General features: G+C 42.6%; 27 protein-coding genes and 1 riboswitch. Of the genes, 11 read left to right on the top strand and 16 right to left on the bottom strand.

What is annotated here, in order from left to right; all coding sequences use genetic code 11:
* Positions 1-175: 175 nt before the first annotated feature.
* From NAF19_RS25650 to NAF19_RS25625, 6 genes are all read right to left on the bottom strand, one after another.
* Positions 176-1,594: an MATE family efflux transporter gene (locus NAF19_RS25650; protein ID WP_252793223.1), complete on the bottom strand. Its 1,419-nt coding sequence runs from the start codon at positions 1,592-1,594 to the stop codon at positions 176-178.
* An 8-nt stretch (positions 1,595-1,602) separates the two neighbouring features.
* On the bottom strand, positions 1,603-1,989 hold the full coding sequence (locus tag NAF19_RS25645) for a DoxX family protein (protein ID WP_252793222.1): 387 nt from the start codon (positions 1,987-1,989) through the stop codon (positions 1,603-1,605).
* A gap of 192 nt (positions 1,990-2,181) precedes the next feature.
* On the bottom strand, positions 2,182-2,694 hold the full coding sequence (locus tag NAF19_RS25640) for a DinB family protein (RefSeq protein ID WP_252793221.1): 513 nt from the start codon (positions 2,692-2,694) through the stop codon (positions 2,182-2,184).
* 10 nt (positions 2,695-2,704) lie between these two features.
* Positions 2,705-3,085 (bottom strand): DoxX family protein, encoded by a 381-nt coding sequence (locus tag NAF19_RS25635; protein WP_252793220.1) that lies wholly within the window; start codon positions 3,083-3,085, stop codon positions 2,705-2,707.
* A 30-nt stretch (positions 3,086-3,115) separates the two neighbouring features.
* Positions 3,116-3,538 (bottom strand): hypothetical protein, encoded by a 423-nt coding sequence (locus tag NAF19_RS25630; RefSeq protein WP_252793219.1) that lies wholly within the window; start codon positions 3,536-3,538, stop codon positions 3,116-3,118.
* 14 nt (positions 3,539-3,552) lie between these two features.
* Positions 3,553-4,086 (bottom strand): SRPBCC family protein, encoded by a 534-nt coding sequence (locus NAF19_RS25625; RefSeq protein WP_252793218.1) that lies wholly within the window; start codon positions 4,084-4,086, stop codon positions 3,553-3,555.
* 177 nt (positions 4,087-4,263) lie between these two features.
* Here NAF19_RS25625 and NAF19_RS25620 point away from each other — a divergent pair, with 177 nt between their 5' ends.
* From NAF19_RS25620 to NAF19_RS25605, 4 genes are all read left to right on the top strand, one after another.
* A complete protein-coding gene (locus NAF19_RS25620) occupies positions 4,264-4,641 on the top strand; it encodes a hypothetical protein (protein WP_252793217.1) in 378 nt (125 codons plus the stop codon).
* A 71-nt stretch (positions 4,642-4,712) separates the two neighbouring features.
* A complete protein-coding gene (locus tag NAF19_RS25615; RefSeq protein ID WP_252793216.1) occupies positions 4,713-5,213 on the top strand; it encodes a hypothetical protein in 501 nt (166 codons plus the stop codon).
* A 92-nt stretch (positions 5,214-5,305) separates the two neighbouring features.
* Positions 5,306-6,181, top strand: coding sequence for a YitT family protein (locus NAF19_RS25610; protein ID WP_252793215.1), 876 nt, complete (start codon positions 5,306-5,308; stop codon positions 6,179-6,181).
* Positions 6,182-6,233: 52 nt separating this feature from the next.
* Positions 6,234-7,073 (top strand): isocitrate lyase/PEP mutase family protein, encoded by an 840-nt coding sequence (locus NAF19_RS25605; protein WP_252793214.1) that lies wholly within the window; start codon positions 6,234-6,236, stop codon positions 7,071-7,073.
* A 30-nt stretch (positions 7,074-7,103) separates the two neighbouring features.
* On the opposite strand, the gene NAF19_RS25600 is transcribed toward NAF19_RS25605, so the two are convergent.
* Both NAF19_RS25600 and gpmA read right to left on the bottom strand, forming a co-directional pair.
* Positions 7,104-7,583 carry an STM3941 family protein gene (locus NAF19_RS25600; protein ID WP_252793213.1) on the bottom strand — a complete coding sequence of 160 codons (480 nt, stop codon included), beginning with the start codon at positions 7,581-7,583 and terminating at the stop codon, positions 7,104-7,106.
* A gap of 43 nt (positions 7,584-7,626) precedes the next feature.
* Positions 7,627-8,316 carry a 2,3-diphosphoglycerate-dependent phosphoglycerate mutase gene (gpmA, locus tag NAF19_RS25595; RefSeq protein ID WP_252793212.1) on the bottom strand — a complete coding sequence of 230 codons (690 nt, stop codon included), beginning with the start codon at positions 8,314-8,316 and terminating at the stop codon, positions 7,627-7,629.
* Between the two features lie 107 nt (positions 8,317-8,423).
* On the opposite strand from gpmA, the gene NAF19_RS25590 reads away from it, so the two are divergent.
* Positions 8,424-9,002, top strand: a complete 579-nt coding sequence (locus tag NAF19_RS25590; protein WP_252793211.1) for an acetate uptake transporter — start codon at positions 8,424-8,426, stop codon at positions 9,000-9,002.
* Positions 9,003-9,106: 104 nt separating this feature from the next.
* Positions 9,107-9,490 (top strand): SRPBCC domain-containing protein, encoded by a 384-nt coding sequence (locus tag NAF19_RS25585; protein WP_252793210.1) that lies wholly within the window; start codon positions 9,107-9,109, stop codon positions 9,488-9,490.
* A gap of 188 nt (positions 9,491-9,678) precedes the next feature.
* Here NAF19_RS25585 and NAF19_RS25580 read toward each other — a convergent pair whose 3' ends face one another.
* From NAF19_RS25580 to NAF19_RS25565, 4 genes are all read right to left on the bottom strand, one after another.
* Positions 9,679-11,064, bottom strand: coding sequence for a DUF6089 family protein (locus NAF19_RS25580; protein WP_252793209.1), 1,386 nt, complete (start codon positions 11,062-11,064; stop codon positions 9,679-9,681).
* Between the two features lie 465 nt (positions 11,065-11,529).
* Positions 11,530-12,090, bottom strand: a complete 561-nt coding sequence (locus NAF19_RS25575; protein ID WP_252793208.1) for a hypothetical protein — start codon at positions 12,088-12,090, stop codon at positions 11,530-11,532.
* A 5-nt stretch (positions 12,091-12,095) separates the two neighbouring features.
* A complete protein-coding gene (locus NAF19_RS25570) occupies positions 12,096-12,365 on the bottom strand; it encodes a maleylpyruvate isomerase N-terminal domain-containing protein (protein ID WP_252793207.1) in 270 nt (89 codons plus the stop codon).
* Between the two features lie 33 nt (positions 12,366-12,398).
* A complete protein-coding gene (locus NAF19_RS25565) occupies positions 12,399-12,824 on the bottom strand; it encodes an OsmC family protein (RefSeq protein WP_252793206.1) in 426 nt (141 codons plus the stop codon).
* Positions 12,825-12,906: 82 nt separating this feature from the next.
* Between NAF19_RS25565 and NAF19_RS25560 the strand changes: the two genes are divergently transcribed.
* The 5 genes from NAF19_RS25560 (at position 12,907) to NAF19_RS25540 (ending at position 18,949) form a co-directional block, all read left to right on the top strand.
* Complete coding sequence (locus NAF19_RS25560; RefSeq protein WP_252793205.1) at positions 12,907-13,380, top strand: hypothetical protein; 474 nt, start codon at positions 12,907-12,909, stop codon at positions 13,378-13,380.
* Between the two features lie 211 nt (positions 13,381-13,591).
* A riboswitch (SAM riboswitch) is annotated at positions 13,592-13,701 on the top strand.
* A 238-nt stretch (positions 13,702-13,939) separates the two neighbouring features.
* Positions 13,940-15,247, top strand: coding sequence for an O-acetylhomoserine aminocarboxypropyltransferase/cysteine synthase family protein (locus tag NAF19_RS25555; RefSeq protein WP_252793204.1), 1,308 nt, complete (start codon positions 13,940-13,942; stop codon positions 15,245-15,247).
* Positions 15,248-15,329: 82 nt separating this feature from the next.
* On the top strand, positions 15,330-16,385 hold the full coding sequence (locus tag NAF19_RS25550; protein WP_252793203.1) for a homoserine O-acetyltransferase family protein: 1,056 nt from the start codon (positions 15,330-15,332) through the stop codon (positions 16,383-16,385).
* Positions 16,385-17,620 carry a homoserine dehydrogenase gene (locus NAF19_RS25545; protein ID WP_252793202.1) on the top strand — a complete coding sequence of 412 codons (1,236 nt, stop codon included), beginning with the start codon at positions 16,385-16,387 and terminating at the stop codon, positions 17,618-17,620. Before NAF19_RS25550 ends, NAF19_RS25545 begins: the two co-directional genes overlap by 1 nt.
* A 132-nt stretch (positions 17,621-17,752) precedes the next feature.
* Positions 17,753-18,949 (top strand): glycosyltransferase family 87 protein, encoded by a 1,197-nt coding sequence (locus tag NAF19_RS25540; protein ID WP_252793201.1) that lies wholly within the window; start codon positions 17,753-17,755, stop codon positions 18,947-18,949.
* Positions 18,950-19,196: 247 nt separating this feature from the next.
* On the opposite strand, the gene NAF19_RS25535 is transcribed toward NAF19_RS25540, so the two are convergent.
* The 4 genes from NAF19_RS25535 to NAF19_RS25520 form a co-directional block, all read right to left on the bottom strand.
* On the bottom strand, positions 19,197-20,129 hold the full coding sequence (locus tag NAF19_RS25535) for a hypothetical protein (protein WP_252793200.1): 933 nt from the start codon (positions 20,127-20,129) through the stop codon (positions 19,197-19,199).
* A gap of 379 nt (positions 20,130-20,508) precedes the next feature.
* On the bottom strand, positions 20,509-22,161 hold the full coding sequence (locus tag NAF19_RS25530; protein WP_252793199.1) for a dihydrolipoamide acetyltransferase family protein: 1,653 nt from the start codon (positions 22,159-22,161) through the stop codon (positions 20,509-20,511).
* Positions 22,162-22,205: 44 nt separating this feature from the next.
* Positions 22,206-23,462, bottom strand: a complete 1,257-nt coding sequence (locus NAF19_RS25525) for a competence/damage-inducible protein A (RefSeq protein ID WP_252793198.1) — start codon at positions 23,460-23,462, stop codon at positions 22,206-22,208.
* The gene (locus tag NAF19_RS25520) at positions 23,462-26,134 is read right to left on the bottom strand and encodes a putative LPS assembly protein LptD (RefSeq protein WP_252793197.1); all 2,673 of its coding nucleotides are present in this window, start codon (positions 26,132-26,134) and stop codon (positions 23,462-23,464) included. Before NAF19_RS25520 ends, NAF19_RS25525 begins: the two co-directional genes overlap by 1 nt.
* Positions 26,135-26,174 lie beyond the last annotated feature (40 nt).

The raw sequence follows: 26,174 nt of genomic DNA, 5'->3' as shown, positions 1-26,174 counted from the left end.
GAATTTACTTTCAAATATAATTACCGGGGTAACAAATCGATATTCGACATATTAATTAATAAATGTGCCTTACCAATTATTGCCCCTGTCTAATGATAGGCTATTACTCTTTGGAGAAGGGTTTGGGGTGAGGCGAATCGCTTTGCTTATTTCGAACTCATATTAAGTTGTTAACCTAAACTTTTACCCTCTTCCACCTGCCTTTTTTAAACAGGTAATAGCTTAATCCCGCAGCTACTACCTGCGAAATTAATACAGCATAAAAAACGCCCCTCGGCTCTTTTATAAAATGTGTACTCAATACCCAAGCCACCGGTATCTGGAATAGCCAAAACGCAATAAGATTAACCAAAGTTGGCGTTTGCGTATCCCCGGCCCCGTTAAAGGCGTTCATCATCACCATTTCGATGCCGAAAAACACGTAACCCAGGCTGATTATTTGTAATGCCTGTATAGCAAAGTGTCGCGCCTGCGGATCGCTGTTCATAAAGTTTACTACAGGCGTACCAAGCAGGAAAAAGAACAGGCTTACGCACACCATGTATATCACAGAGTAGCCCGCCGTTGTTTTAACACTTTGTTCGGCGCGCTCGGGTTTCCCTGCGCCAAGGTTTTGGCCAGTTAAGGTTGCAGCCGCATTGCTTAATCCCCATGCCGGTAGCAGGAAGAATATCAGCATCCGTATAGCCACCTGGTACCCGGCCATGGCACCTTCACCAAATCCCGCCATCAGCCTTGCTAAAAAGATCCAGCTTGCTGAACTTACCAGGAACTGGATAGTGCCTGTACTACCTATCTTTACAATTTGGATAAGCAACTCTTTATGCGGCCGTATTTGGGCAGCGTAAAAATGCAGCAGACCCTTGCGGACAAACAGCCGATACATTTGGTAACAGACGCCTATGCCCCTGCCCGTGGTAGTTGCAATTGCCGCGCCTTTTATACCTAATGCCGGAATTGGCCCTAACCCGTAGATAAGCACTGGGCATAAAATAATGTTGCAAACATTTGCAATTATCAGGCTGCGCATGGCAATACTGGCATCACCAGCGCCACGGAAGATACCATTGATGAGGAACAACAGCATGATAACGATGTTACCGCCAAACATGATGCGCGTATACGCAATGTTCTCAGCAATCATCCGGTCGCTGGCACCCATCAGGTGCAATATTGTTCCTGCAAAATTAACGCCGGTGAACGATATTATTAACGAAAGTACGGTTGAGAATAAGATAGTTTGCATGCCTGCATGTGCTGCTCCGTCCAAATTTTTCTCGCCTACGCGGCGGGCAACCAGCGCGGTTGCAGCCATACTTAAGCCAATGGCTACTGAATAAACAAGGCTAAGAACTGATTCTGTTAAAGCAAGCGTTGCTACCGCAGCGTTACCTATTTTACCTACAAAGTAGATATCTACCAGGGCAAATACCGATTCCATTATCATCTCCGTAATCATGGGGATGGCCAGCAGGAACACTGCCTTTCGGATGCTGCCTATGGTATAATCTTGCTCAGTTTTGCCATTTATGGCTTGTTTTAATAATGAAAAAAAACGTTTTGTTTTATTTATTGATGTTGTTGATTCGGTCATGATAATTTTCAGGCCGGGCTCGAAGCCTTAGCGGCCAATTTTTTATGGAAATAAATATAAGAGACTATTAATAGTGCAAAAAGCACCGGGAAAAATGCAAGACTGCTAATCGGGTCTTTTACCGCAATGAACGAATAGGTCGCACCCAGCAAATCAAAAGTGAAACCGGCATAAACCCATTCTTTTAATTTAGGGAAACCAGGAACCAGTATTGCGATTATGCCTAATATCTTCGCTACGCCTAGAAACACAGTGAAGTAATTAGGATAACCTAAATGGTCGTGCATCATTTCTATGGATTTTGGGCCGTTTATTATGCTCATAACTCCCGAAAGGAGCATCATTGCCAGTATCAAACCGGTTGATAACCAATAGATAATGTTAATTTTTTTCATCGTAATAATTTAATGTAAGTTAAATAAAGTGATTATATAATATTTGGCTGTATAAGGGTCAAAAACAAGAATCAAGATAAAAATAAGGGGCGTAGCTTATCTTGTATTCATTTAAAATCTACCCTGTAAGTATTGTTTTGTTATAGATTTTATTTTTTTTCGTCATGGCTCTTGATTCTTGACTCTTGGTTCTTAGTTCGTCATAAGTTTAGTACAAATATTTTTTAATTGGTGTATATGCCGCTGCGTATGGCAAATCACAAAGCTACCAGCCTCCAGCCGGGTTACGTACCCTAGTACCGGCAATTCAAATGAAAGACAGGTTTTTGATAAATCAAGCGTGGCGGCTGATGTGACTATGTCGGCTTTAATACCTGATAATGCCGCAAGTAACCCATCTTTGTCATAATTTTTTTCCTCAGGAAGTATAAAATCAGGGGTTTGAATTTTAATATCGAAATTCAGGAACGTGCTTTTTATTCCTTCAACTGCGGCATCCGGCGCCCTTTCGGTGTCTTTTACCGGGCCATTCAGCAAATCGGCAAAACCCGAATTCGACATCACCATGTGTTGAGTTAGCTGCCCGGCAGTCCAGCTACCGTCAAAAGGTACGATGTTAAATTTTTCAACAGGTACGGTTCTTGCCAATGCTATTAATTCTGTCAAAGTTTGATCTGCCTCTCTCGCAAGCTCTTCGTTTTTCATGTTTTTTTATTTAGATGTTGTTAAGTACATCATATTTACGCCAAAACCAATAGGTTACAAACAACACCGCCAGCATTACCAAAGGCATGGCTACCATTCCGGCCCCGTCACCCATGGCAGCCCGTGAAACTGCGGCACCGATAAAGTTGAACGCAAAACCCGCAAAAGCCCATTCCTTCAAATTGCGGAATTTAGTTTGCAGCAAAGCAATTACGCCCAGTACCTTCAGATATCCCAAAAAAGGCATTATGTAAATAGGATAACCTAAATGGTTCAGCACATCTATTCCTGCTTGTTGTTTGGTTATGCCGCCAACAGCATCGCCCAGCATGGCTAATGAAAATAATACAATCAGGCACCAATAGGTTATTTTAATAGTTTTTGGTTTCATTTTAGTAAAGGTTTATTGTTTATTAATTGATTAACTTAAGTTTAAACGATTGTATATTGCTTTGTATCCCATTTCCTCGCCGTTTTGTTCCCAATGCCAGCTGCCGGTTATGGTGTTGCCATTATTGCTGTAATGCCCTTCAAATTTTCCTGTTATATCGGGCGTATCTATGTTTATTATGTGGTCGATACTGTTTAAAGTATACGTATACTCCAGCACCTTGCCATCACCATCAAAATAGTGCGATTTTAGTTTACCGCTGTCCTCGTCATACCCTATAAATTCCAGCCCTTTCGCTCCCTCAATATCAATATATTGCACCAAAAAAAAGCCTCCTTCCATCCAGCTATAACTCACCTGCCCGCATACCTCGCCCGATACATTCCATATCCCCACCAACTTGTCGAGTTTTTGGAGTTCAGGGCTAGGTTTTGGCTTTCTGTTAATAATCATTTCGTCCGGTTATTTTATTTCTCAAGGTTATTTCTTAGAGTCCCCAGGCTTGTATCCAAATCTTTTTCGAGCATGCCGGGTATAAACAAATTCATTAAATTAAACGGGTATGGATTTTTACCCAGCATTCCCCATTGTACATTTGTAGTACTCTCTGATATTGGCGTTACCTCCATAAAGGTTTGTGCCACGTTTTTAAATGGCCTTTCAAACCGTATTTCGCAATCTATGCGCTCGCCATCAAGTATTTTCCTGACTTCCTGCACGCCTTTGCCTACATTTTTGTTTTCACTGTCCCAAGCCGACGTGAAGCCCACAGTGCCATCGGTACCGCTGTAATCCATTTTTGCATTAGGGTCTATCATTACCCATTTGTTGTAATAGGCCTGGTTTTTAATGTATTTGATATAATCAAATACCACCCGGCTGTTTTTGTCGATAGTTAACTGGCTTTGCACTGTATATTCTTTTTTCACAAACAAAGCCGCCAGCAAAACAAGGATAACTATCCCCGCTATTACGCCCAAAACTGAAGTTAAAATGCTCATAGTAATATTCTTTAGTGTGATTTACCTGTTAATATTTTGTTTGATTGAACAATACAAACATACGGTGGTAATTAGATTTACGCGGGTGCCTTGCATGACAACATAAGGGGGATATTGTGACAAGTAATTATAAAAAAACACCACTGTATGCAATAAAAGCGCCATTTATACCACAACATGTATAATAACCCCTACCTTTGGAGCATGCAAAAAGTACTGCTGAAGCTATTTTTACCCCTTCTTATACTTGCAGTACTTAACCCTGGTGCTTACAACTTAAGCGAGTTTAATGGCACTGCTTTAACCGGCAGTTACCAGTCGGGTATCAAAAAACAGGCGCAGTCATTGCCCCTTGTAAAAAACCTGCATGCCGAAAGTATTGGTGCCTATGTTGTACACAGTTTTGTTAAACCACTGTGGGTTGGTAATCTTGATTTTTCGCAGTGCCGCTTCGCCAAAGTCTGCCGTAACTTATTTATTTTAGACAAGCAGCACGTAATTCACCGGCAGGAGTTTTTACAATTGCTGTTATTCCCATTTCATTTTTTCAGATAAGGTGCTACGTTAATTTCTCAAACATAGCAGGGCGTAACTACGCCCAATTTTTCCATCTTAAAATTTTAAAAATGAGCAATACCATAGAGAATGGCCTTATTGCGGCTATTTTATTCCTTATTATATTTATTCCCGTGTACCTGGCTGTCAGAAGTTCGCGCAACAAAAAGAAAAGAAGAATAACACATGAGCTCCATTTGCTCGAACAACAACATGGCCTGACATTCCGGGTTATTGACAAGCTTGATTCCTTTGCTATTGTTATTGACCAGTTGAAAAAAGTAATTATAAAAGTTAACCTCCTGGATTATTCTTCAGAATTAATCGACTTGAAAAATATAAGCGACTGCACTATTGACGAAAAAAGGCAAGGTAGTTCAATTCAACTTCTTCAATTAGTACTATGGGATAAAAATAAGCACCCCATTCATTACATTACTTTTTATAAACAATATGTTGATAATGAAGGCAATTTGAAGAAAGCAACCCGGATAGCCGCTCAATGGGAAGAAATGATAAAAGCCAGTATTAACAACCGGCTCCCTGTTTTGGAGGTTCAGAAAAGCATTTAAATGTAATTATTAATATGCAAGGCTTAAATTGTGCATAACAAAAAGCCTTGCATTTAAAAATTTGATACTTTTAAACATCCTAATGCCAATATATGAAAAGAACCAAAGTAAACACCCGAAAAGAAATTGCTAATGTGCTGCTGATAATTGCCGGCATATTTAGTGCTGCCTTCGGGTTAAAAGGTTTTTTAATCCCTAATCACTTTATTGATGGCGGGGTAACGGGTATATCACTGTTAGTCAGTTCAACAACCGGTGCGCCGATATCTGTTTTAATTATTGTGATAAACCTGCCATTTATTTGGCTCGGCTTTAAACGGATCAATAAGCTTTACGCTATTAAAACATTAATAGCTATCTGTCTGCTCTCAATTGTTCTATATCTTTTTAAGTTTCCAATTGTTACTGATGACAAGCTGCTTACCGCAGTTTTTGGCGGCTTTTTCCTGGGCACAGGGATAGGTTTAGCAATGCGGGGTGGGTGCGTTATTGATGGCACAGAATTGCTGGCGGTTTATATCAACCCTAAATCATTCCTCTCCGTAGGGCAAATTATCCTGGTTATCAATATATTAATATTTGGTGTAGCGGCATTTTTTTTGGGGATACACTCGGCGTTATATTCCATCCTCACCTATCTCTCCGCGTCGCAAATGATTAATTATATTGTGCAAGGCTTTGATGAATACACGGCAGTCACCATTATTTCGCACAAAAGCGAATTGATAAAAAATGTAATTATCCGGCAATTACACAGGGGAGTAACCGTTTATAAAGGAGAACGCGGCTATGGCAGGAACGCGATTGAAGATAAGGATATCGACATTTTATATGTTGTGATAACAAGACTTGATGTGTCGCGCCTTGTAAATACAGTTCAACAGGTTGATCCTAACGCATTCATTATAACACATTCAGTATCAGAAGTTAAAGGCGGGTTAATTAAACGACACGTATTATCGCACTAAACTTGTTTTTAAAAAAATCAATAGCTTACAAACAACATCTACCTTAATAAATATGCAATCATCTCACCCATTACAAGCAGCCAAAGCCGAAAAATTAAAAGCTCTACACCAGCGCGAAGGTATTTTTGTAATCCCTAACCCATGGGATGCCGGCTCGGCTAAAATTTTAGAAAGTCTAGGTTTCGAGGCCCTGGCCACCACAAGCGCGGGCCTCGCCTATTCTTTAGCCAAGCCTGACGGCCTTTGTGCGGTAAGCCTTACGGAAACGCTAAAAAATGCACACGATATTGTTATGGCAACTAATCTGCCGATTTCGGCGGATTTAGAGAATGGTTACGGGGAATCGCCCGAAACATGCGCGGAAACCATTTTACTGGCTGCCAGTGCCGGGCTTGTCGGTGGTTCTATCGAGGACTCTACCGGAAAACCGGAAAACCCGATTATTCCCTTTGATTTAGCCTTAGAACGGGTTAGAGCTGCAGTTGAAGCAGCGAGAAGCCTGCCTTTCCACTTTACGCTTACAGCACGTGCCGAAAACCTGATTCACGGACGGCCTGATTTAAAAAGTACCATACGCCGCCTTGTGGCTTTCGCCGATGCAGGCGCCGATGTTTTGTTTGCCCCCGGTTTAAAAACGGTTGCCGATATTAAAGCCGTAGTCGGTGCGGTATCGCCAAAACCTATTTCGGTTGTTATGGGCCTCGGTTCGTCAGACTTTACGGTCGAGGGACTTGCTGAGCTTGGGGTAAAACGAATAAGCCTTGGGTCGTCATTTGCCCGCGCGGCTTATGGCGCTTTTATGCAGGCCGCACAGGAAGTTGCCGGCAAAGGCACCTTTACTTTTGCAAATGGCACAGTACCTTATGGGGATTTTAATAAATTGTTTAAGTAAGATAAATTTAAAGAGACTTTAAATTCTAAGTTATTTTGCAGCTTTAATGCTGTATTCGTCCAAAACTTCAAGCAAAGTATTAATCCGGGCACTTACAAAACCAGTGTTAATTGTAAACGATGGATTTTTGTCGATTTTCGCATTCCACCTTTCCAAACCATTGGAAGGCTTTTGTTTATACTTTTCGGGCTGATAAAGCACAATATAAATACTTGAATTTTCGCCGTAAATCTCTTTTATATCATCCCAGTCATATTTTCTGTTTGATGCGATGTCAAAAACGAAGTCTTCATTTATAATTAATACGGGTTTATTGGTCAACTTTAAAATAAGATTTTTTTTAAACCATGAGGAACTGAAAACGACAAAAAGAAGAAGTCCAACAACCAGGTAATTCCATATTGGGTGCGGGGTTGTTAATGGCAGCACAAAATGAGATACCGATACACAAACTGCTAAAGCAATCAATAAAATATACCCATAAATTAAATTGCTGACTTTGAACTCCATTGACATGACAGGTTTACCAAATGTAGAAATAAAATAATTTATCTCATTCCAAATTATAATGCCTTATCCTGTTTAATCCCTCATCCAACTCATACACCAACGGCACGCCGGTAGGTAAATCAAGCTGGGTGACTTCTTCATCGGTCAGGTGGTCGATAAATTGTATCAATGCCCGCAAACTGTTGCCGTGTGCGCAAACAATCACTTTTTGATTCTTGCGAATGGCTGGTATAATAAACTCGTTCCAAAAAGGCAAAACCCTGTCCATGGTCTGGCTCAGGTTTTCGGTTAACGGCAGCTCACGTTCGGTAAGAGCTTTGTAGCGCAGGTCTTTACCGGGATAACGGCCATCATCTTTAGTAATGGCAGGCGGCAGTTCGTGCGGATCCCGGCGCCATTTTTGAACAAGTTCGGGGCCGTATTTGGCTATAGTTTCATCTTTATTCAGTCCCTGTAAGGCCCCGTAAAAACGCTCATTTAAACGCCACGATTTTTGGACGGGTATCCATAAATGGTCCAATTCTTCCAGTACAATGTGCAAGGTTTTTATAGAGCGTTTGAGAAGCGAAGTAAACCCCACATCAAAATTATAACCTTGTGCTTTCAAAATTTCTCCGGCCCGTTTGGCCTGTTTAAAGCCTTCTTCGGACAGGTCAACATCAGTCCAGCCGGTAAAACGGTTCTCTTTATTCCAAACGCTTTCGCCGTGGCGCAGCAGTACTATTTTTTGCATGGTTATGTGGTTAACCATAAAGTTACTCATCAGTTTGCAGAAAAAATTGGTAAATGTATCAGGAACAGTTAAATTGCATTGAAAACCAACAAAAAAACCTTTAAACTATGATCCCTACAACTCCAGTTGCGGTTAAGGACGGCATTGCCAACCCCGCCCCGCTCGGTCTGTGCGCCTTTGGCATGACCACCGTTTTACTTAACCTTCACAACGCTGGCTTCTTCGAAATGAATTCGATGATACTTGCTATGGGTATTTTTTATGGCGGCCTTGCCCAGGTTATTGCCGGCATTATTGAGGCAAAAAAGAACAACACTTTCGGACTTACCGCATTTACATCATATGGCTTTTTCTGGCTGTCGCTGGTGGGTCTAATCGTGATCCCTAAATTTGGGTGGGCTGCGAAACCAGCGGAAAGCGCGATGTGCGCATACCTGGTAATGTGGGGGCTATTTACCTTATTCCTGTTTTTTGGTACATTGAAACTGAACCGCGCGTTGCAGGTTGTATTCGGAAGTTTGGTTATTTTGTTCTTTTTGTTAGCAGCCAAACATGCTACGGGTAACGAAAGCTTTGAAAAATTTGCCGGCTACGAGGGTATATTTTGTGGCGCTTCGGCCATTTATGCAGGCATAGCGAATGTTTTGAATGAAGTTTACGGCAAGACGGTTTTACCGCTTGGATAGACACGATTTAAGGATTTGTAAGATTTACAGGATTAACGTGCAGGTGTTATATCTTTGCGATATTAAATCGTGTTAATCATTTCAATCATTAAATCGTGTTAATTGTGCCTGATTTTAAAAAATATTATCGTTTACCAGCAACCCCCGAAGAGGTTTATACAGCTTTAACTAACCCGCTTACCATTGAATTATGGACTGGCGAAACCGCAGAAATGTCGACCGAGCCGGGTTCTGAATTTTCGATGTGGGAAGGTAGTATTGTTGGTAAAAATCTTGAATTTGAGGAGAATAAAAAAATTGTACAGCAATGGTACTTTGACGGGCAACCCGAGGAATCTATTGTGACGATTAAACTTCACCCGGATAAAGATGGCACATCGATTGAGCTAAGACACACCAACTTGCCCGCCGCCGAGTATAATGACTTTGCTGAAGGATGGGATAACAGCTACTTTGGTGCACTCGCTGAATTTTTTGAGGTAGAATGACACGATTTGCGGGATTGTATGGATTTGCAGGATTATTGAAAATCTGATAAACTAATGCATCCCAATTACCTGTGCAACGGCATTTTCATAGCGATGGGTTTAAAACCCATCGCTATGAAAAAGGTATAATTTACAAAAAAGCGCCCGGCAATAGCCGGGCGCTTTCTATTTATATCGAGTTTTTATTACTAAAACAATGTAAACTCAACCCTGCGGTTTTGCTGACGGCCTTTTGCAGTTTTATTGCTTGCAATTGGCTGAGTCTCGCCATAGCCGGTAGCTTCAATACGTGATGCATTAGCACCTTTGCTTACCAGGTAAGATTTGATTGATTCAGCACGTTCTTTCGACAGCCTTAAATTGGCATCATTCGAACCTACATTATCAGTGTGTCCTGCTAATTTTAAGCTGAAGTTTTTAGCTACCAGCAAATCGGCCACACGATCCAAACTTGGGTATGAGTGTGCACGTATAGTTGCTTTACCAAAATCAAACTCAAGGTTTTTAATAGCTTCTTTTACAACTTTTCTGTCTTCTTCGGTTACGTAAACCTTAACATCGGGCTTGGCGACCGGTAATGGGCAACCTGCACCATCAACCTTTGTTCCGGTTGGAGTGTTAGGGCACTTATCAAAAAAGTCAGGGACACCATCGCCATCGCTGTCGGTAGTGAATTTAGCAAGGTTTGCATTAGTTGTAGCCAAATCTGCTTTCAACTGGTCGTTTTGCGCTTTTTGAGCGTCTATCTCGCTCTGCAACTGGTTTTTAGTATTCTGATTTTCAGTTAAATATTCTGTCCTCATTGAAGAAACTGGATTATGCGATGCAAGTTGTGGCTTTGATGATTTGCCTAATGCAAACTCTAAGCCTGCGTGTGCATATGAGAACCTGTCGTTATTTGAGCCATAGTTAAACCCGTCAACATTGTCTGAATAAGCAAAATTAACCTGGTAGCCTAAATCAATGTTCACCCCGCGGGCAACGTTCAATTTAACGCCCACGCCAACAGGCACAAACAATTCGTTTATCGAACCGTTATCGGCGGTTTTAAAATTCTGGCTTACCCCGCCCGAAGTTATTACCGGCGTGTAGTGCATAGCGCCGACACCTGCGGTAACATATGGCTGGATTGCATTTTTGTTGTTGCGCCAGCTGATATTACCGACTGTAACGTTGCCACTTAAACTTAACGCATAATGCAGTTTGGTGCTGTAGCTATCGTACGTATTGCCCAATGGCCCTACCTGACTGTTTTCGCCCGAAAGCTTGCCGCCCATAAAATCGGCCTGGATGCCAAAACCAGATGTAATTTGTTTTTTAATGTAAGCTCCATAACCCAACTCAACTTTTGGATGCGTAAAGTCTTGTTTCCTGTTCGACCCGATAATAGTGTAAGGGCTTAATATACCGCCGCTAACTCCTATTGACCATGTGCGGAACGAATCTTCGCTCGAAAATGGTTTAACATAGTCTGTTGTAGTCGCCCTTGTAGTATCGGGGCTTTGAGCGAATAATTTACCGCCCACCAAAAGTCCGGTTACCAGCAGGCTTGCTCTTTTAAAATTTGATTTCATTTTTGTGTGATTTAATTGTATGCTTTTATTATTGTTTAAGCATACACATGATTGGCAACATCAGTGCCATGGATAGAATAAGGTTATCAACATATTGACATATCGGGTCAGGTAACAACAATAGTCAAAGTTGTATCAAGGATGTAAAAGGTTGAGTAGCAATGGTAATAAAATGTCCCGTCAAGGCTAAGAAAAATGCCAAAAAGAATGATGGATTACACCTGCGGGATAAATTTGGCGCTATAAAAACATGACCTTAAAATAGTACAATTTCCTGTTATTTATACCTGATAGGCAAAAATTCAAACGAGCCGGAATAGCCGCCCTGGTTAACTCGAACGAAATTTTAAATTGCTGTACAACGGATTTATCGTCAATAATCATGGGGACGAGCTGTGGAAGGCTTTCAATAATACCTCTTATACCTGCTGGATACCTGCTATATCCCCCGCCTCTGGTTAAATTTCACGCCATTACCGACAACATACCAAACAATGCATGCGTTAAATTAGTATCTCCCCGCAACTCAGATCTCTCAATGGCGTTTGCCGCTTTCATGCCTTTGGTAAATAATTTCCAGGCTGTATCAGGCTTTATCTCAACCAAGGCGTCCGGCTTTTTGCCAGCCTGGTTATCAACCAGAGCCCATCCTGTTCCATTTTTTTGAAGATACCAATCCCCGCCGTCACTTGTGCTGATGCTGAATTGTATTAGCCTGCCATCTTCAGCGTTAACATTTCGGTAAGTATGTGGCAATGCCCGCATAAAGGTGTCCATGCAGGGGTAAAATAATTCACGATGCATGATTCCGGGTTTGCCAACGGCATCGCGTATTTGCTGTTGGTGATGCCACTTCTCGGTGTATTCCCGGGCGACGTCAAACCAATTTTCCGATTGTTCTTCGCCCGCCCATGAAACTGCATACTTCGCTGTTTCGAAGGGTTTGCGCAACGCCATGATATCACAATATTGAGGGCCGGTTGTTTCAAGCATAGCAACAAGCAGCTGGGGACTTACCCTGTCCATAGCTTTTACCCAAACAGCATTGAGTTCGTTAAGGTAATCAACAAGACGTTGTATGAGTTAATATTTTCGGATGCTTCGCCGAAATGGCTGTGCGAGCCCGAAATGGTACGCATATTGGCATCAAGCAAATGGGCGGCAATATCCTTAACATTCCATAACGGGCAAATGGTTGGCCGAACCCAATCTGCAGGTTCGAGCGAACGCAACAACTCAATCAGTAGCTTATCTAAAACAGGAAAAAGATGAAGCGTTAGAATGGGTATTGGCTTATCCATAAAAGCAGTTTATCCTGGCTCTTAATTCTCCCCTCAAGCCGAATGCACGAAAACTTTCCATTTAATTTGAGCGCCGGCCTTTACCAAAGTAGCCGCAACAGAGCAATACTTGTTAATTGATAATTCTGCAGCTTTCACCGCTTTATCTTCGTCAACCTTGCCATACAGGTGAAATTCAATCGATACTTCTCTCCATAGTGATGGCTCAACGCCCGCTTCGCGGTCGCCGTTAACTACCATTTTATAATCCTTAACGTCCTGGCGCTGTTTTTTTAAGATGGTAATTACATCTATGGCCGAGCATCCTGCAAGCCCCATCAGCAGCATTTGCATCGGGCGTACCCCGAAATCCCAGCCACCGCTTTCCGGGCTGCTATCCATTCTAACTACATGTCCCTGTTCGTCTTTTGCTTCAAAGCCGAAGTCGCCTTTTACGCGAGCAAGTTCTATTTTAGGCATATTCTATTTTTGTAACAATGAAGCTAAGGTAATACTTTACCATATTATTAGTTTAACTTGGATGTAATATTAATAACATCGTATGAAGTATTTCTTTCTTTTTATTTTGATGATAATAGCCTCACGCGGCCTCAGTCAAAAAAGTTTAATTTCATACGAGGATATTAAATATCTATTAAACAACAACATACACCAGGCCGATACTTTTCTGACTGCCAAAGGCTACGTGATCACTAAAAAAGATAATAATACGAAAAACAGGAAATATGCATTAACACTTAATGGCGGCACCCACAACATCATCTCACTTAGAGTCGACGGACGGCGGCTTTTTATTGAAATTGAAACAAACGAGCTTAACCAATACAACCTCATCCGCGAATCTATTTCGCAGTACCTGATAAAAGACGGCATGGTTGCCGATATCCAAACCTATTCGGTCAAAGAACTGGGAAACATTTATATCAGTATAAACGAATCAGTACCATACGACCCGCTGAAAAAAGAATACGATATACAGGTGGTGGGTGATAAGCAAATAACGGCCTATAATTAGGTGAGTGGTTGATTAGGTTGAGCGGTTGATTGAGTTTTTAAACCTCAAAAAAATTGCTGCAACTAGCGCACAAAACCTTCCCGCTTTTACCTTTTGCCTTTCACCTTTCCCGGTAAAAGAAAATTAAATTTGGAATCCTCGCAAATATCACCTTATATTTGCAACAATATTTGGTAGCGATACCAAGATCATTACCTCCGCAAAAGGTTTTGATTTATAAAGAAGCGGCGAGAGATCAGGCTCAGTGACCCGCTGGCAACCCTCAGATAGTGGAGAAGGTGCCAATTCCTGGCCCGGTAAATACCCCGGGGAATATAAATTAATAACCATGAAAAGTTTGATTGACGCAATTTTCCCAACATTTTTTAAGGCCCCAAAGAGCGCTGCATTAGTATATGTTTATAGTCCATCAAAAGGCTATATGTGTATTTGTTGCAGTCGTTAAACCTTAACACGTTTTACTTTCTTTTCCCGGAAACGTACGTGTCTCACAACTGGTGATATATTTCGCCATTGTAGCTAAATCAACAAATTTCATAAAAATTAAATCTTAGAAAACATGTCATCTGCCAATCTAAAATTCGAAACATTACAATTGCATGCGGGTCAGGAGGTCGACCCAACTACAGGCTCACGCGCTGTGCCTATCTATCAAACTACATCATACGTATTTAAGAATGCCGAACACGGTGCAAACCTGTTTGCCTTGAAGGAGTTTGGCAACATTTACACACGTATAATGAACCCGACCACCGATGTTTTTGAAAAGCGTATCGCGGCCCTCGAAGGCGGCGTAGCTGCTTTGGCAACCGCATCGGGTCAGTCTGCACAGTTTATTGCTTTAAATAATATACTGCAAGCCGGCGATAATTTTGTAACGTCACCATTTTTATATGGTGGTACGTATAACCAGTTTAAAGTAGCCTTTAAGCGCCTGGGAATTGATGTACGTTTTGCCAAAGACGACACAGCCGAAAACCTGGAACTGCTAATTGACGATAAAACCAAAGCTATTTACCTGGAAACCATAGGCAACCCCGGCTTTAACATTGCTGATTTTGATAAAGTTTCGGCATTAGCTAATAAGCACGATTTACCACTGATAGTTGACAATACATTCGGCGCAGGCGGTTACCTGTTCAGGCCATTGGAACATGGCGCACATATTGTGGTTGAGTCGACAACCAAATGGATCGGTGGTCATGGTACCAGCATTGGCGGTGTGATTGTCGACGGCGGTACTTACAACTGGGGCAACGGCAAATTCCCGCAGTTTACTGAACCATCCGAAGGTTACCATGGCCTGGTATTTGCCAACGTATTTGGCATTGGCGGTCCATTTGGTAACATCCAGTTTATAATCCGCGCGCGCGTTGAGGGGTTACGGGACTTTGGCCCATCACAGTCCCCATTCAATTCATGGCTGAATATACAAGGGCTTGAAACGCTATCGCTACGGGTTCAACGCCACGTTGACAATGCGCTTGAACTGGCCAAATGGCTGGAACAGCATCCGTTGGTTGATAAAGTAAATTACCCGGGATTGCCGTCGTCACCCCACCATAGCCTTGCAAAAAAATATCTAAAGCATGGTTTTGGAGCGGTTCTATCTGTCGAAATTAAAGGCAGTAAAGAAAATGCGAGCAAACTTATTGATAGTTTACAATTGGTTAGCCATCTGGCCAACCTTGGCGATGCCAAAACATTAATCATACAGCCGTCGGCAACAACACACCAGCAGCTTTCAGACGAAGAACAATTATCGGCCGGCGTATTGCCAAATTCGTTAAGGATAGCCGTTGGCATTGAACACATAGACGACATCAAAGCTGATTTTGAGCAGGCATTTGCCAAAATCAGCGTATAATTAATAGTCTTGAGTCGAAAGTCTATAGTCGTAAGTAAAAAACGACTTGAGACTTTCGACTCAAGACTAAGGACTACGAACAATGAGTACAGAGATATTTAAATACAACAAGCCATTTGAACTGGAGTCGGGAAAGCAGCTGAAAGAGCTGCAGATAGGCTACAATACTTATGGTAATCTTAATAAAAACGCGGATAATGTGGTGTGGGTATGCCATGCCCTCACTGCAAATTCCGACGTTTTTGATTGGTGGAAAGGTTTGTTTGGCGACAGTGACTATTTTAACCCGGAGGATTATTTTATAGTTTGCGCCAACATTCTGGGATCGCATTATGGCACCACTTGCCCGCTGAGCACAAACCCGGTAACCGGTCAGCCCTATTATCTGTCATTTCCGGAGTTTACGGTTCGGGACATGGTTAAAGCGCACACCTTATTGGCCGACAACCTTGGTATTAATAATATTGAAATTTTGCTGGGTGGTTCGTTGGGCGGCCAACAAGCAGTTGAATGGGCGATAACCCAACCGGAGAGGATTAAAAATCTTATCTTGATTGCATCAAACGCTAAACACTCGCCATGGGGTATTGCCTTTAACGAGTCGCAGCGCCTGGCTATCAGTGCCGACCGCACTTTCTATTCCAACTCACCCGATGGCGGGCAAAAAGGATTAAAAGCGGCACGGAGCATTGCCCTGCTCTCCTATCGTAATTATAAAACCTATTCGGTTACACAACAGGAAGATGAAGACAATGTAACCGACAGTTTCAAAGCGGCATCATACCAAAACTACCAGGGGCAAAAACTGGTGAACCGCTACAATGCCTATAGCTATTGGTATTTGTCGAAAAGCATGGATTCGCATAACGTGGGCCGTGGAAGGCATGGGGTTGAAAAGGCCCTAAGCCTGGTAAAAGCGAGAACGCTGGTTATCGGTATAAAGTCAGACGTGTTATTCCCGATTGAAGAACAGCAATACCTTTTTCAGCATATACCAAAGGCCGTTTTCGCCGAGCTGGAATCATTTTACGGGCACGATGGCTTTTTAATAGAAACAGAACCTTTAACAAAAATAATGACGTCGTTTTTTAAGACAGACGTTAAAGGAAAGATTATTGAATTACAACGCACAGCGTAATGAGTAAAAAATTAAACATCGGACTATTTGGATTTGGCGTAGTTGGCCAGGGATTGTATGATATTATCAAAACCAAGCATTTAAACCTCGAGATTGTAAAGATCGCTATAAAGGATGCGCATAAACAGCGTTCGCTCCCATCGCATTTGTTTACAACGGAAAGGGATGATCTGCTTAATAATCCGGAGATAAACACCATTGTTGAGCTGATAAATGATACAGAAGCTGCATTTGAAATTGTTTCGCGCGCGTTAAGCACCGGAAAAAACGTGGTATCGGCCAGTAAAAAAATGATTGCGCTGCACCTAGACGAATTGATCGAACTTCAGCACAAATACGGAACATCATTATTATATGAAGGATCGGTTTGCGGCAGTATTCCTATTATCCGCAACCTCGAAGAGTATTATGACAATGAGTTACTTCACTCGGTGAGCGGAATTTTTAACGGCTCATCAAATTACATTCTTTCAAAAGGATTTAACGAGGGCCTGGATTACGATTCGGCACTGAAACAGGCACAAGACCTCGGCTTTGCCGAAACTGACCCTACCAGTGACGTTGGCGGCTTTGATGCCAAATACAAACTGGTTATAGCTGCTGCTCATGCCTATGGCGTTGTGGTAAAGCCAGATGACGTGTTTAACCTGGGCATCCAAAACCTTTCGGCGAACGATTTACAGTACGCGCGCGAAAAGAATTTGAAGATAAAATTGGTGCCCGTTGCCAAAGAACTTGATGATAAACATGTCGCGCTTTTTGTACTGCCCAAGTTTGTTAACGAAAAAGAGTTTTTATACAATGTTGAGTACGAATATAATGGTGTAATTGTACAGGCTGCTTTTGCCGATCAACAGTTCTTTTTCGGTAAAGGTGCGGGCGGCCACCCTACAGGTTCTGCGGTACTATCTGATATCGCTGCGTTGCGTTATGGTTACCAGTACGAGTATAAGAAAGCCAAAGAACGCAAGGGGCTCAACTTCACTAACAATATAGAGTTGAACATTTATTTTCGGTATCAGGATGAAAGCCTGGTTGAGGCTTTGGATTTTATCCACATACACGAACGGTATTTATCGGGCAGCTACAAATATGTCATCGGGAAGATAAATCTTCAAAGCCTGGTAGCTAACCAACAGCTAATAGCTGACAATCAAGCGTTTGTAGCCTTTGCCGACCAACTGGCCGGTGTTAATTTGGCAGCAGAGGTTAAAGAAATAGCCGAAGCAGTGTAGATTTTTTTGTAGGTTTTTTAGTTTTTAAAACGGCTCCGCAAGGGGCCTTTTTAGTTTTTTGCCCGTGGTAAAATTTTAAGCGGGATACTTCCAGTTTATTATCTTTGCGACACACTGGATAAATTCAACCCGATGCAGAAAATCACAAAGCTTTTCACAAATAAATCTTTCGTTGTTGGGGCATGGTTTGTTTTAAGCTTGCTGCCGGTGTTAAAAGGCGTACTTATGCCTCATATTATTGATGTCCATATCGGCAACGCCAATATTAATAACTACATTATTTACAAGCATAACTTTTTAAACTTAATACAACAACACAGTCTTTTTGGCTCACAACCTGAATATTATTTCGACCTTAACCACTATGGGCCGGTGTTCGCGCTGGTTATTGCGCCTTTTACCATTTTTCCAGACAGCATTGGCGCTATTTTATGGGTAATATTTAACTCGTGGATATTGTACCTGGCGGTAATGAAACTGCCCCTGAACGACAACCAAAAAATGGCTATCCTAATGATAAGTTTGTTCAGCATAATGGGTTCGGCGGGCAACGCACAGGTAAACCCGTTGATAACGGCGCTGGTGTTGTTCAGTTTTATATTTATTAAGAACAAACAGGACTTTTGGGCAGCCTTAATGATAATAATTGGAACCGCCATAAAGCTTTATGGCATTGTCGGGCTTGCTTTCTTTTTCTTTTCCGACAACAAAATCAAGCTGATTTTAAGCATGGTATTTTGGGCCGTTGTTTTGTTTGCATTGCCCATGTTATTCTCGTCACCAGCGTTCATCCTAAAAACTTATCACGACTGGTACCCCGACCTTGTTGCAAAAAATGCGGCTAATGTGGTATCATCACGCGGCTACGTTTGTGTTATGGGGATGATCAGCAAAATTTTCCACTACCCAAATTTGCCAAATATGGTGGTGCTTATACCGGCGCTGGCAGTGTTTGGCGTTTCGATGGTGAGAATAAAGTACTGGCGAAATGTTCAATATCAATTGCTGCTCGCTGCGTCGGTATTAATTTTTACAATAATTTTCAGCAGCGGTTCAGAGCCACCCACTTACATTATAGCCATGATAGGTGTCGGAATTTGGTTTGTAAACCTCGACCGGCCGATAACAGGTTATGAGCGTTTTTTGATAATCTTTGCTTTAGTGTTAACAAATGCACAGTCCGATCTTTTTCCGCGCCCGCTTCGGCTGGCTTACGTCACGCCGTATGCGTTAATTGCACTGCCATCGTTTTTAATTTGGTTAAAAATTATTTATGAGATGCTCACCAGGAAGTTTAACGACGAACCAATACTACAGGTTCAGAGTTAACTGGGATACGCAGGTGAATCATCCTTTTTATTATATGTGGGTATCATAAACCTGGCCTACTATCAAAGTTAGGGGCAAGTTACCTTTACCGCACATAGCTCAGCGCATTTTTACCATCTCATTTGTGTTTTAAGCTGCTGTTAGGCATAATTTTTTCCTCCTTTGTCAAGTTATTATATTCAGCGTTTACACAAGATAGCCGCTGCGAAAATTTCGCAGCGGCTATCTTGAAACCAAACAGGTGTCGCTATTTGGCATCTTGCTGCCATAGGCCGGTAATTCTGCTTACCTCCTGATAATTATCCAGGTGGACATGGTGCTGTGCCATAAATACACCGGCTTGTCCAGTTACGGTCACGATCTTGAATTTGCGCACCTCATCATTATAGGTTGACAGTGTAGGTAATGTAGTGCTGGGATCTGTCTGTATAAAAAAATAATGGAGTGTAACTACACCTAGCGAAGTAACATAAACATAATTGTCGGTGTAGCCGAAACTTGAATCAAACTGGTACGGCACCGGCGCCCATTGATTGGGATTATTTACCGGGCTGGGTTGCATATACACCAGCACCATGCCGTTGTCAAGCACGTCCTGTGTCACTGTATTGTTTAAACGGACGTAATACCGGGTAAAGTATTCAGTGTAGCTTCCTGGGCCTGTTTCATAAACATATGCACTATTCCAAAGCCAATTGCTGCCGCCGATTGAAAAAACATCAGTCTTTACACCGGCATTGGTTCCAGGCGCCTGTACTTTGGTGGGCACGCCCCAACCCGAGGCCGTTTTCGGACCATAGAGAAGATAAGCCACTGTATCAAGATAAAAATCACCAATTGCACCAAAGTTAGCGGCCGGGGCACCGACTCCGTTATAAAGCTGTGATGCGGAAGCAGCATTGATGGCTGCCGCATTAGAACTAGCGTCACTGAGACGAACGCCGGTGCCCCACCCTCCTACTGTTTTCGGCCCGAAAAGCATATCCGTGGAAAGATTAATATAATAGTCGCCTGGCGTGCCCGTTGTGATTGACGGGTCGGAGGGTCCACTATAAATCTCTGTTCCATTTGCACCCGCGAGTTTGGTCGAACCGGTTGCCGGTCCATTGCTGCTTTGTTTTTTGCATGAGGTAATGATCAATACAATACCCATTATTAGAATTAAAAATCTTTGTTTCATAATAATTTGATAAAGGGTTAAAAATCAATAAGCAATGGCATATAATCATATAATAAAGCTATAATTATCATATGGTTTCAATAGCAAAAATCGCGTATTATTTTTTATGAATACATCCTATAAACATATGATTTTATGGGCTGTACTATTGAAAAAAAGCCGCCGCGAACTGATCTCACCGGCCGGCCAAATCAATTGAATAACCGACTTTTATTTTATATTGGTGTCGTTTTAGTGTTGCTACTGAGATTGCAAATTAACTTAAAGAGAAAGCGCGTCAAAAACGTTGTTGGTGTTTTTGATAATAGTATAAAACAAAAAAGTCCCGCCTAACCAGGTGGAACTTTAAATATTCTATTCAAACTACCCCTTAAGGGGGCTAATACTCCCTGTCGGTCTCCCAATTTTCGAGGTAATCAGCAACACGCCTTACAAACGACCCTCCAAGCGCACCGTCAACAACGCGATGGTCGTATGATAACGAAAGGAACATCATGTGGCGAATGCCTATCATATCCCCCTGTAAAGTTTCAATTACTGCGGGCTTTTTCCTGATCGCACCAACGGCTAGGATGGCTACTTGTGGCTGGTTTATTATCGGTGTACCCATAACATTCCCAAAGGTACCTACGTTGGTAAGCGTAAAGGTGCCACCCTGTACATCATCAGGTTTCAGTTTATTTTCACGGGCGCGGCTGGCTAAATCATTAACAGCCTTGGTTAAACCAACCAGGTTCAATTCATCGGCTCGTTTTATAACCGGAACTATCAGGTTACCGCTTGGCAAGGCGGTAGCCATGCTGATGTTAATATCCTTCTTCTTTATAATCTGGTTGCCGTTCACCTGGATGTTTATCATCGGCAGGTCCTTAATGGCCCTTACAACCGCTTCAATAAATATCGGCGTAAATGTAATCTTCTGTCCCTCGCGTTTCTCAAAGCTCGATTTTATCTTTTCGCGCCACAAAACAAGGTTGGTAACATCGGCCTCAACAAACGATGTAACATGCGCCGAGGTTTGCTTGCTCATCACCATATGGTCGGCAATTAAGCGGCGCATCCTATCCATTTCAATTATTTCATCACCGCTTGATAACGAAACGCCTTTAGCCATTTTTATTTCGGCAGGCTCTGGTTGAGTAGTTGGCTCCGGAGTTGCGGCGGCAGGTATTGGCTGCGGCTTTGGAGCCTCAACTACCGGCTCTGATTTTGGCGCTTCGGCAATTGGTTGAGGCGTTGGCGCTTCAACAGCAACTGGATCGGTCTCTTGTGCAGGCTCCTGTTTTGGAGTTTCGGGAGCAACTGGCTCTTCAACAGGCGTAGTTTCCGGTTGCCCGTTTTGCGCTCTGTTCTGAACGTAGGCCAGCAAGTCGTCTTTTGTCAAACGGCCCTCAGCGCCTGTACCCGGAATTTTATCTAACTCCGCATTGCTGATACCTTCCTGGGCAGCTATATTTTTTACCAACGGCGAATAAAACCGCGATTCCGCTTTCTGGGCATCGTCTGTTTTATCTTCAACCTTTGGTTGCAATTGTTCGGTGTATGGCACAGCAACAGGCTCGGCGTATTCCCTTCTTTGTTCGCTGAATACCGGTGGTTTTATCTCTTCAACGGGCTTCGACTCAGGCTGAGGGGCCGGCACGGGTGGTAGAGTGTGCTCTGCTGGTACTGGTGGCGGAGTGTGCTGTATCGGTTCATCAGGTATTTGTTGTACCGGCACTGGCGGCGGCGTATGCTGAACCGGTTGCTCCAGCACCTGGCTTATAGCTGGTGCGGACTCGCCTCCAGGTTCGTTAGTTTCAATTATCGCTATTACAGCACCAACTTTAACAACATCGTTATCCTTATAAAGCTTTTCAACCAGTTTTCCCGATACCGGCGACGGAACATCCGAATCTACTTTGTCGGTAGCAATTTCCATTACTGTTTCGTCGGCTTCTATATAATCACCCGGATTTTTGGTCCATCTGATTATCGTTGCCTCTTCAACGCTTTCGCCCATTTTTGGCAGTAACAGTTTATAATTCGCCATATAACAACATATCAATTCAAGCCCAAAATTAGCGGAATTTCCGGTTATTTATCGTAATCGTGCAGTAAAGTATTCAACATATTTAAGGCTGAAATTGCGCTTCTTTCGATGTTTTGGCGGCGTTTATTCCCAAATGTTAATTTCTTTACCATTGTTTTGCCTGCCCTGGCAGCACTTATCCACACTGTCCCAACCGGCTTGTCGGGCGTGCCCCCATCCGGCCCGGCAATACCGGTAACAGCTATGGCATAATCGGAGTTAAAATTTGTTAGCGCACCTTCAACCATCTCCCTAACTGATTCTTCGCTTACCGCGCCAAATTGCGTCAGGGTTTCATGTTTAACGCCCAGCACGCTTTCTTTTAGTTCGTTTGAATAGGAGACAGCCCCCCCAAGGTATACTTTGGATGAGCCGGCATTCGAAGTAATTAAATGAGCGATATACCCGCCTGTACAGCTTTCGGCAGTCGATAGGGTAAGGCCTTTTGCAGCCATGTAGTTGAGTATCGCTTTTTCTATGGTAATGTCTTCTTCGGCGGCCACAACGTTTTTCACGCGCTCAACTATCCGGGCAGCAAATTCATTTACCTTAGCGCTTAACAGGCTTTCATCTTCACTATAACCGCTCAGCCTTAGCCGAACCTGGCCAAGTTTGGGCAAGTAGGCCAGTTTAATATACGGCGGCAATTCATCCTCAATATCGGCAATGCGTTGCGCCAGGTACGATTCGCCCTCTCCTACCGTTAGTATGGTTTTATGAATAATATAGGGCAGTTTCAATGATGCCTTAAGCTTCGGGATTACCTTTTCCTCCATCATGTACATCATTTCATGCGGCACACCCGGCATCGACATATAGATTTTCCCATTATGATTAAACCACATACCGGGCGCTGTACCGTTATCGTTCAGTATAACCTCACAATTTTCGGGTACCAAAGCCTGTTGTTTGTTTACTTCGAGTAGTTCAGTTAACGTACCTCTTATCCTCCTGAAAATGGCTTCAACATTTGCCAGCGCATCCATATTTTCAACAATGCCCACGTTAAAGTACTCAGCAAGTGTTTTTTTGGTGATATCGTCTTTGGTTGGCCCAAGTCCGCCGGTTATCAGTATTACATCGGCCCGGTTCGCCGCCTCCGCCAATGCGGTTAAAATATGCTGCCGGTCGTCAGATACCGACGAAATTTGTTTTATCCTGATACCTATGTCATTTAGTTTAGCCGCCATCCATGCCGAGTTGGTATCAACAATCTGGCCTATGAGTATTTCGTCGCCTATGGTAATTATTTCTGCAAGCATTATCGATTGCCGTTAAAGTATGAACTGCTGGTGTAGTCGCTTCTTTTGCTCAGTTTAAGGTCCTGCAAAACTGCAGCCTTAACCTTTAAAGTAACGTTGTATGATTTATATATGCCAAATGGTACCCACTGCACGTTGAGGTCCCAGCAATGTAAATCACGGTATATCGAAAATGAACTTACGGCAAGCCTGCCCGCTTTTAAATCGATATTGGTATTGTATTGTATCTTCCACCCCTTGGTTACGCTTACGTCGCCGCTTAACATTACTGTGTTGGTTGAATTTGTGCTGATAATATTATTATTAAAGCTGAAGTTATAATTGAACGAAAGGTTCCACGGCACGTTAAAATCAACGTAAGCACTTGGGTCGCTGTTAATAAAAGCCAGCCTTTGCGCCTGTTGGGGTGTGATGGTTTGCAACGTATTTTGTGGCGTGACCGGCAAATGCGGTTTAAACGACGTCGAATTCAAACTACCACTCATTGAAAAGCTGATGCTGGTAAGCTTCGGGAATTGGTACTTGTTTATTTCCCGGGTAAACTTTGTTATCTGCTGGTTTTGTATCGTATCAATTACCAGGACTTTATAAGGGTTCAGCGACCCATATATACTCAGGTTGACTTTTTGGTTTAAGATTGCCGTATGTGCCGAAAACGATATGGGCGAAAGTCTCAACGAATCCTGGGCGAAATTGTAAAAAGTCGATAAAGAAAAACCATCAATTAAATGCACTTTTCTCGCCTTTCCCGACGTATCCGTGGCTTTGGGCTTTAACTTCATTTCGATGGTGTTATCCAGGTTGATGCTTATACCGGCCTGTTTGCCGGCTGAAGGAAAATTATCCGGAAAAATAGAATAGGTGCTGGTGTGCGCAGGCAACGGAATCAGTGCATTATTTACAACCGTTTTGTAATAACCAAAACTTGGGTCGGCAAAATCGGGACTGTAGTTAAAGCTGATGGATGGCGTCATCACATGCCGTATGGCAACCAGGTTACCTTTTTTGAAGTTGAACGTGCTGTACACCTTGGTTGATACACCTGTGCTAAAATTATAAGAACTTGCTCTTTTGAAGCCGCTTAACGTATCACGTACAAGACCATTCGCGTCCGGTATAATGCCGTTTGTTATTACACCGCCACGCACATAACGCTCGTTTATCGACTGTAAATACCAGTGCTCTGTATAGTTGGCCGAACTGCTAAACTGGAAATATTTGGCCACGTTTAAACTGATGCCTAAGGGTATCTGGTGCACCGCACGGGTTTGCAGTCGTTTTGCTAAAATACTGCCTTTAAATAACTGGGATTCCGGTATGTTATCCACTTCGTTTGTGGCTGTCAGGCTGTAACTCAGGCTGATTTTCTGATACCATTTTTGCTCACCTACCCTGTCTTTTGAGTCGAATGGATTAATAGAAGCCATAGTAAAACTAAGTGTTGGCAATTGCAAGGTCACCGTTTTTGCGCTCAAATCCTGGCTATGCGATAAGCCTACGCTTAAGTTAAACGGAGTACCGGCCCAGGTTTTACTGTAGTTGACTGAAGATCGTAAGTTATTCTGTGTTAATGAGTTAAGATTATAGTTGTTTTGAGCTGGGTCGTTGCGATAATACGTTGAAGTACCAGCATTTACCTGCGCACTGAAAGTACTTCCCGGATGTGCGTTAGGATCCTGGCTATGTGACCAGGTAATGTTAAAATCCTTTTGGGCCGGATCGCCTTCAAGCCCGTAGTTGTGCGAACCGTAGCTTAACGAAACCGTACCACCGTATTTATATCTTTTTAAATAATGCGCAGTTGTATTTAACTCGTACGAACCTTTTGAATAAACCGTACCCATGGTAGTTAAATCCAGGTAGTCGCTTATGCCTATGTAATAACCGAAATTCCGAAGGTAAAAGCCAAGTTTCTGATCCTCGCCAAATGTGGGAATAATTACGCCGGACGCCCGTGTGTCAGGTTTCGGAAAAAAACCAAACGGAATAGCCAGCGGCAGCGGAATTCCTTCTATCTCGAGATAGGCAGGCCCCGATATTATCCTGTTTTTTTCGCCGATGCCCTTCGTTATTACAATTCCAAAGTGCGTATCGGGTTGTGGTAAATCGCAGGTACTAAAAATTGTATTGTGATAGGCCACCTCCGTTTCGTTAAGCTTTTTTACTTCACCCCCCGACAGGTAATTACCGTCCTGGTTCGAAAACGGGTTATAAACCAGCCCCTTTTTGGTTTTATAGTCGAACAATAATGAGTCTGATTCAACAGGTTTGTCTTTGCTTTGCTTGGAGATAGGCCTGCCTACATACCGTTTAGTTAAAGGGTCGATACTGCCTTTAGCAAATATCAGGTGTCTTTTTTGGTCGAGCCGGATATAGTCGGCATCGAGCTCAAAATCCTCATATGTAACGCGCGCCCTTCCATATAAATAGGTAATATCGTGCACCTTATCTGTTATCACCGAATCGTCGGCATGCGTTTTTACTTCCGATTTTAAGTCGCCTGCAGAGGCGTCCTTACTGGTGTCTTTGGGGGCACCTGTAGTTTTTGTGCCCTTTATTGATTTAGTTTTTTTACCTTTAGTAGGTTTATTAGTCTTAGTTGTATCAGATTTTTTAGTTGTATCCGTTTTTAGTGTATAATAGTTGCTATAGCCGGTACGTGATGAAGCCATCACATTTGCTATTAAGAGTATTGCAATCAGAAAAAAAAGA

Source organism: Mucilaginibacter flavidus (genome assembly GCF_024055575.1).
Classification (GTDB): Bacteria; Bacteroidota; Bacteroidia; order Sphingobacteriales; family Sphingobacteriaceae; genus Mucilaginibacter; species Mucilaginibacter flavidus.
This window is presented reverse-complemented; position numbering and strand designations above follow the sequence as displayed.

What these genes read in the sequence shown, in the direction of transcription:
- NAF19_RS25555 (WP_252793204.1), top strand. Translation starts at nt 13,940, where the DNA reads ATGTCATCTGCCAATCTAAAATTCGAAACATTACAATTGCATGCGGGT.
- NAF19_RS25605 (WP_252793214.1), top strand. Translation starts at nt 6,234, where the DNA reads ATGCAATCATCTCACCCATTACAAGCAGCCAAAGCCGAAAAATTAAAA.
- NAF19_RS25545 (WP_252793202.1), top strand. Translation starts at nt 16,385, where the DNA reads ATGAGTAAAAAATTAAACATCGGACTATTTGGATTTGGCGTAGTTGGC.
- NAF19_RS25640 (WP_252793221.1), bottom strand. Translation starts at nt 2,694, where the DNA reads ATGAAAAACGAAGAGCTTGCGAGAGAGGCAGATCAAACTTTGACAGAA.
- NAF19_RS25630 (WP_252793219.1), bottom strand. Translation starts at nt 3,538, where the DNA reads ATGATTATTAACAGAAAGCCAAAACCTAGCCCTGAACTCCAAAAACTC.
- NAF19_RS25590 (WP_252793211.1), top strand. Translation starts at nt 8,424, where the DNA reads ATGATCCCTACAACTCCAGTTGCGGTTAAGGACGGCATTGCCAACCCC.
- NAF19_RS25535 (WP_252793200.1), bottom strand. Translation starts at nt 20,129, where the DNA reads ATGAAACAAAGATTTTTAATTCTAATAATGGGTATTGTATTGATCATT.
- NAF19_RS25600 (WP_252793213.1), bottom strand. Translation starts at nt 7,583, where the DNA reads ATGGAGTTCAAAGTCAGCAATTTAATTTATGGGTATATTTTATTGATT.
- NAF19_RS25570 (WP_252793207.1), bottom strand. Translation starts at nt 12,365, where the DNA reads ATGGATAAGCCAATACCCATTCTAACGCTTCATCTTTTTCCTGTTTTA.
- NAF19_RS25620 (WP_252793217.1), top strand. Translation starts at nt 4,264, where the DNA reads ATGTATAATAACCCCTACCTTTGGAGCATGCAAAAAGTACTGCTGAAG.
- NAF19_RS25635 (WP_252793220.1), bottom strand. Translation starts at nt 3,085, where the DNA reads ATGAAACCAAAAACTATTAAAATAACCTATTGGTGCCTGATTGTATTA.
- NAF19_RS25540 (WP_252793201.1), top strand. Translation starts at nt 17,753, where the DNA reads ATGCAGAAAATCACAAAGCTTTTCACAAATAAATCTTTCGTTGTTGGG.
- NAF19_RS25650 (WP_252793223.1), bottom strand. Translation starts at nt 1,594, where the DNA reads ATGACCGAATCAACAACATCAATAAATAAAACAAAACGTTTTTTTTCA.
- NAF19_RS25645 (WP_252793222.1), bottom strand. Translation starts at nt 1,989, where the DNA reads ATGAAAAAAATTAACATTATCTATTGGTTATCAACCGGTTTGATACTG.
- NAF19_RS25565 (WP_252793206.1), bottom strand. Translation starts at nt 12,824, where the DNA reads ATGCCTAAAATAGAACTTGCTCGCGTAAAAGGCGACTTCGGCTTTGAA.
- NAF19_RS25530 (WP_252793199.1), bottom strand. Translation starts at nt 22,161, where the DNA reads ATGGCGAATTATAAACTGTTACTGCCAAAAATGGGCGAAAGCGTTGAA.
- NAF19_RS25580 (WP_252793209.1), bottom strand. Translation starts at nt 11,064, where the DNA reads ATGAAATCAAATTTTAAAAGAGCAAGCCTGCTGGTAACCGGACTTTTG.
- NAF19_RS25615 (WP_252793216.1), top strand. Translation starts at nt 4,713, where the DNA reads ATGAGCAATACCATAGAGAATGGCCTTATTGCGGCTATTTTATTCCTT.
- NAF19_RS25525 (WP_252793198.1), bottom strand. Translation starts at nt 23,462, where the DNA reads ATGCTTGCAGAAATAATTACCATAGGCGACGAAATACTCATAGGCCAG.
- NAF19_RS25610 (WP_252793215.1), top strand. Translation starts at nt 5,306, where the DNA reads ATGAAAAGAACCAAAGTAAACACCCGAAAAGAAATTGCTAATGTGCTG.
- NAF19_RS25550 (WP_252793203.1), top strand. Translation starts at nt 15,330, where the DNA reads ATGAGTACAGAGATATTTAAATACAACAAGCCATTTGAACTGGAGTCG.
- gpmA (WP_252793212.1), bottom strand. Translation starts at nt 8,316, where the DNA reads ATGCAAAAAATAGTACTGCTGCGCCACGGCGAAAGCGTTTGGAATAAA.
- NAF19_RS25560 (WP_252793205.1), top strand. Translation starts at nt 12,907, where the DNA reads ATGAAGTATTTCTTTCTTTTTATTTTGATGATAATAGCCTCACGCGGC.
- NAF19_RS25520 (WP_252793197.1), bottom strand. Translation starts at nt 26,134, where the DNA reads ATGGCTTCATCACGTACCGGCTATAGCAACTATTATACACTAAAAACG.
- NAF19_RS25625 (WP_252793218.1), bottom strand. Translation starts at nt 4,086, where the DNA reads ATGAGCATTTTAACTTCAGTTTTGGGCGTAATAGCGGGGATAGTTATC.
- NAF19_RS25575 (WP_252793208.1), bottom strand. Translation starts at nt 12,090, where the DNA reads ATGGACAGGGTAAGTCCCCAGCTGCTTGTTGCTATGCTTGAAACAACC.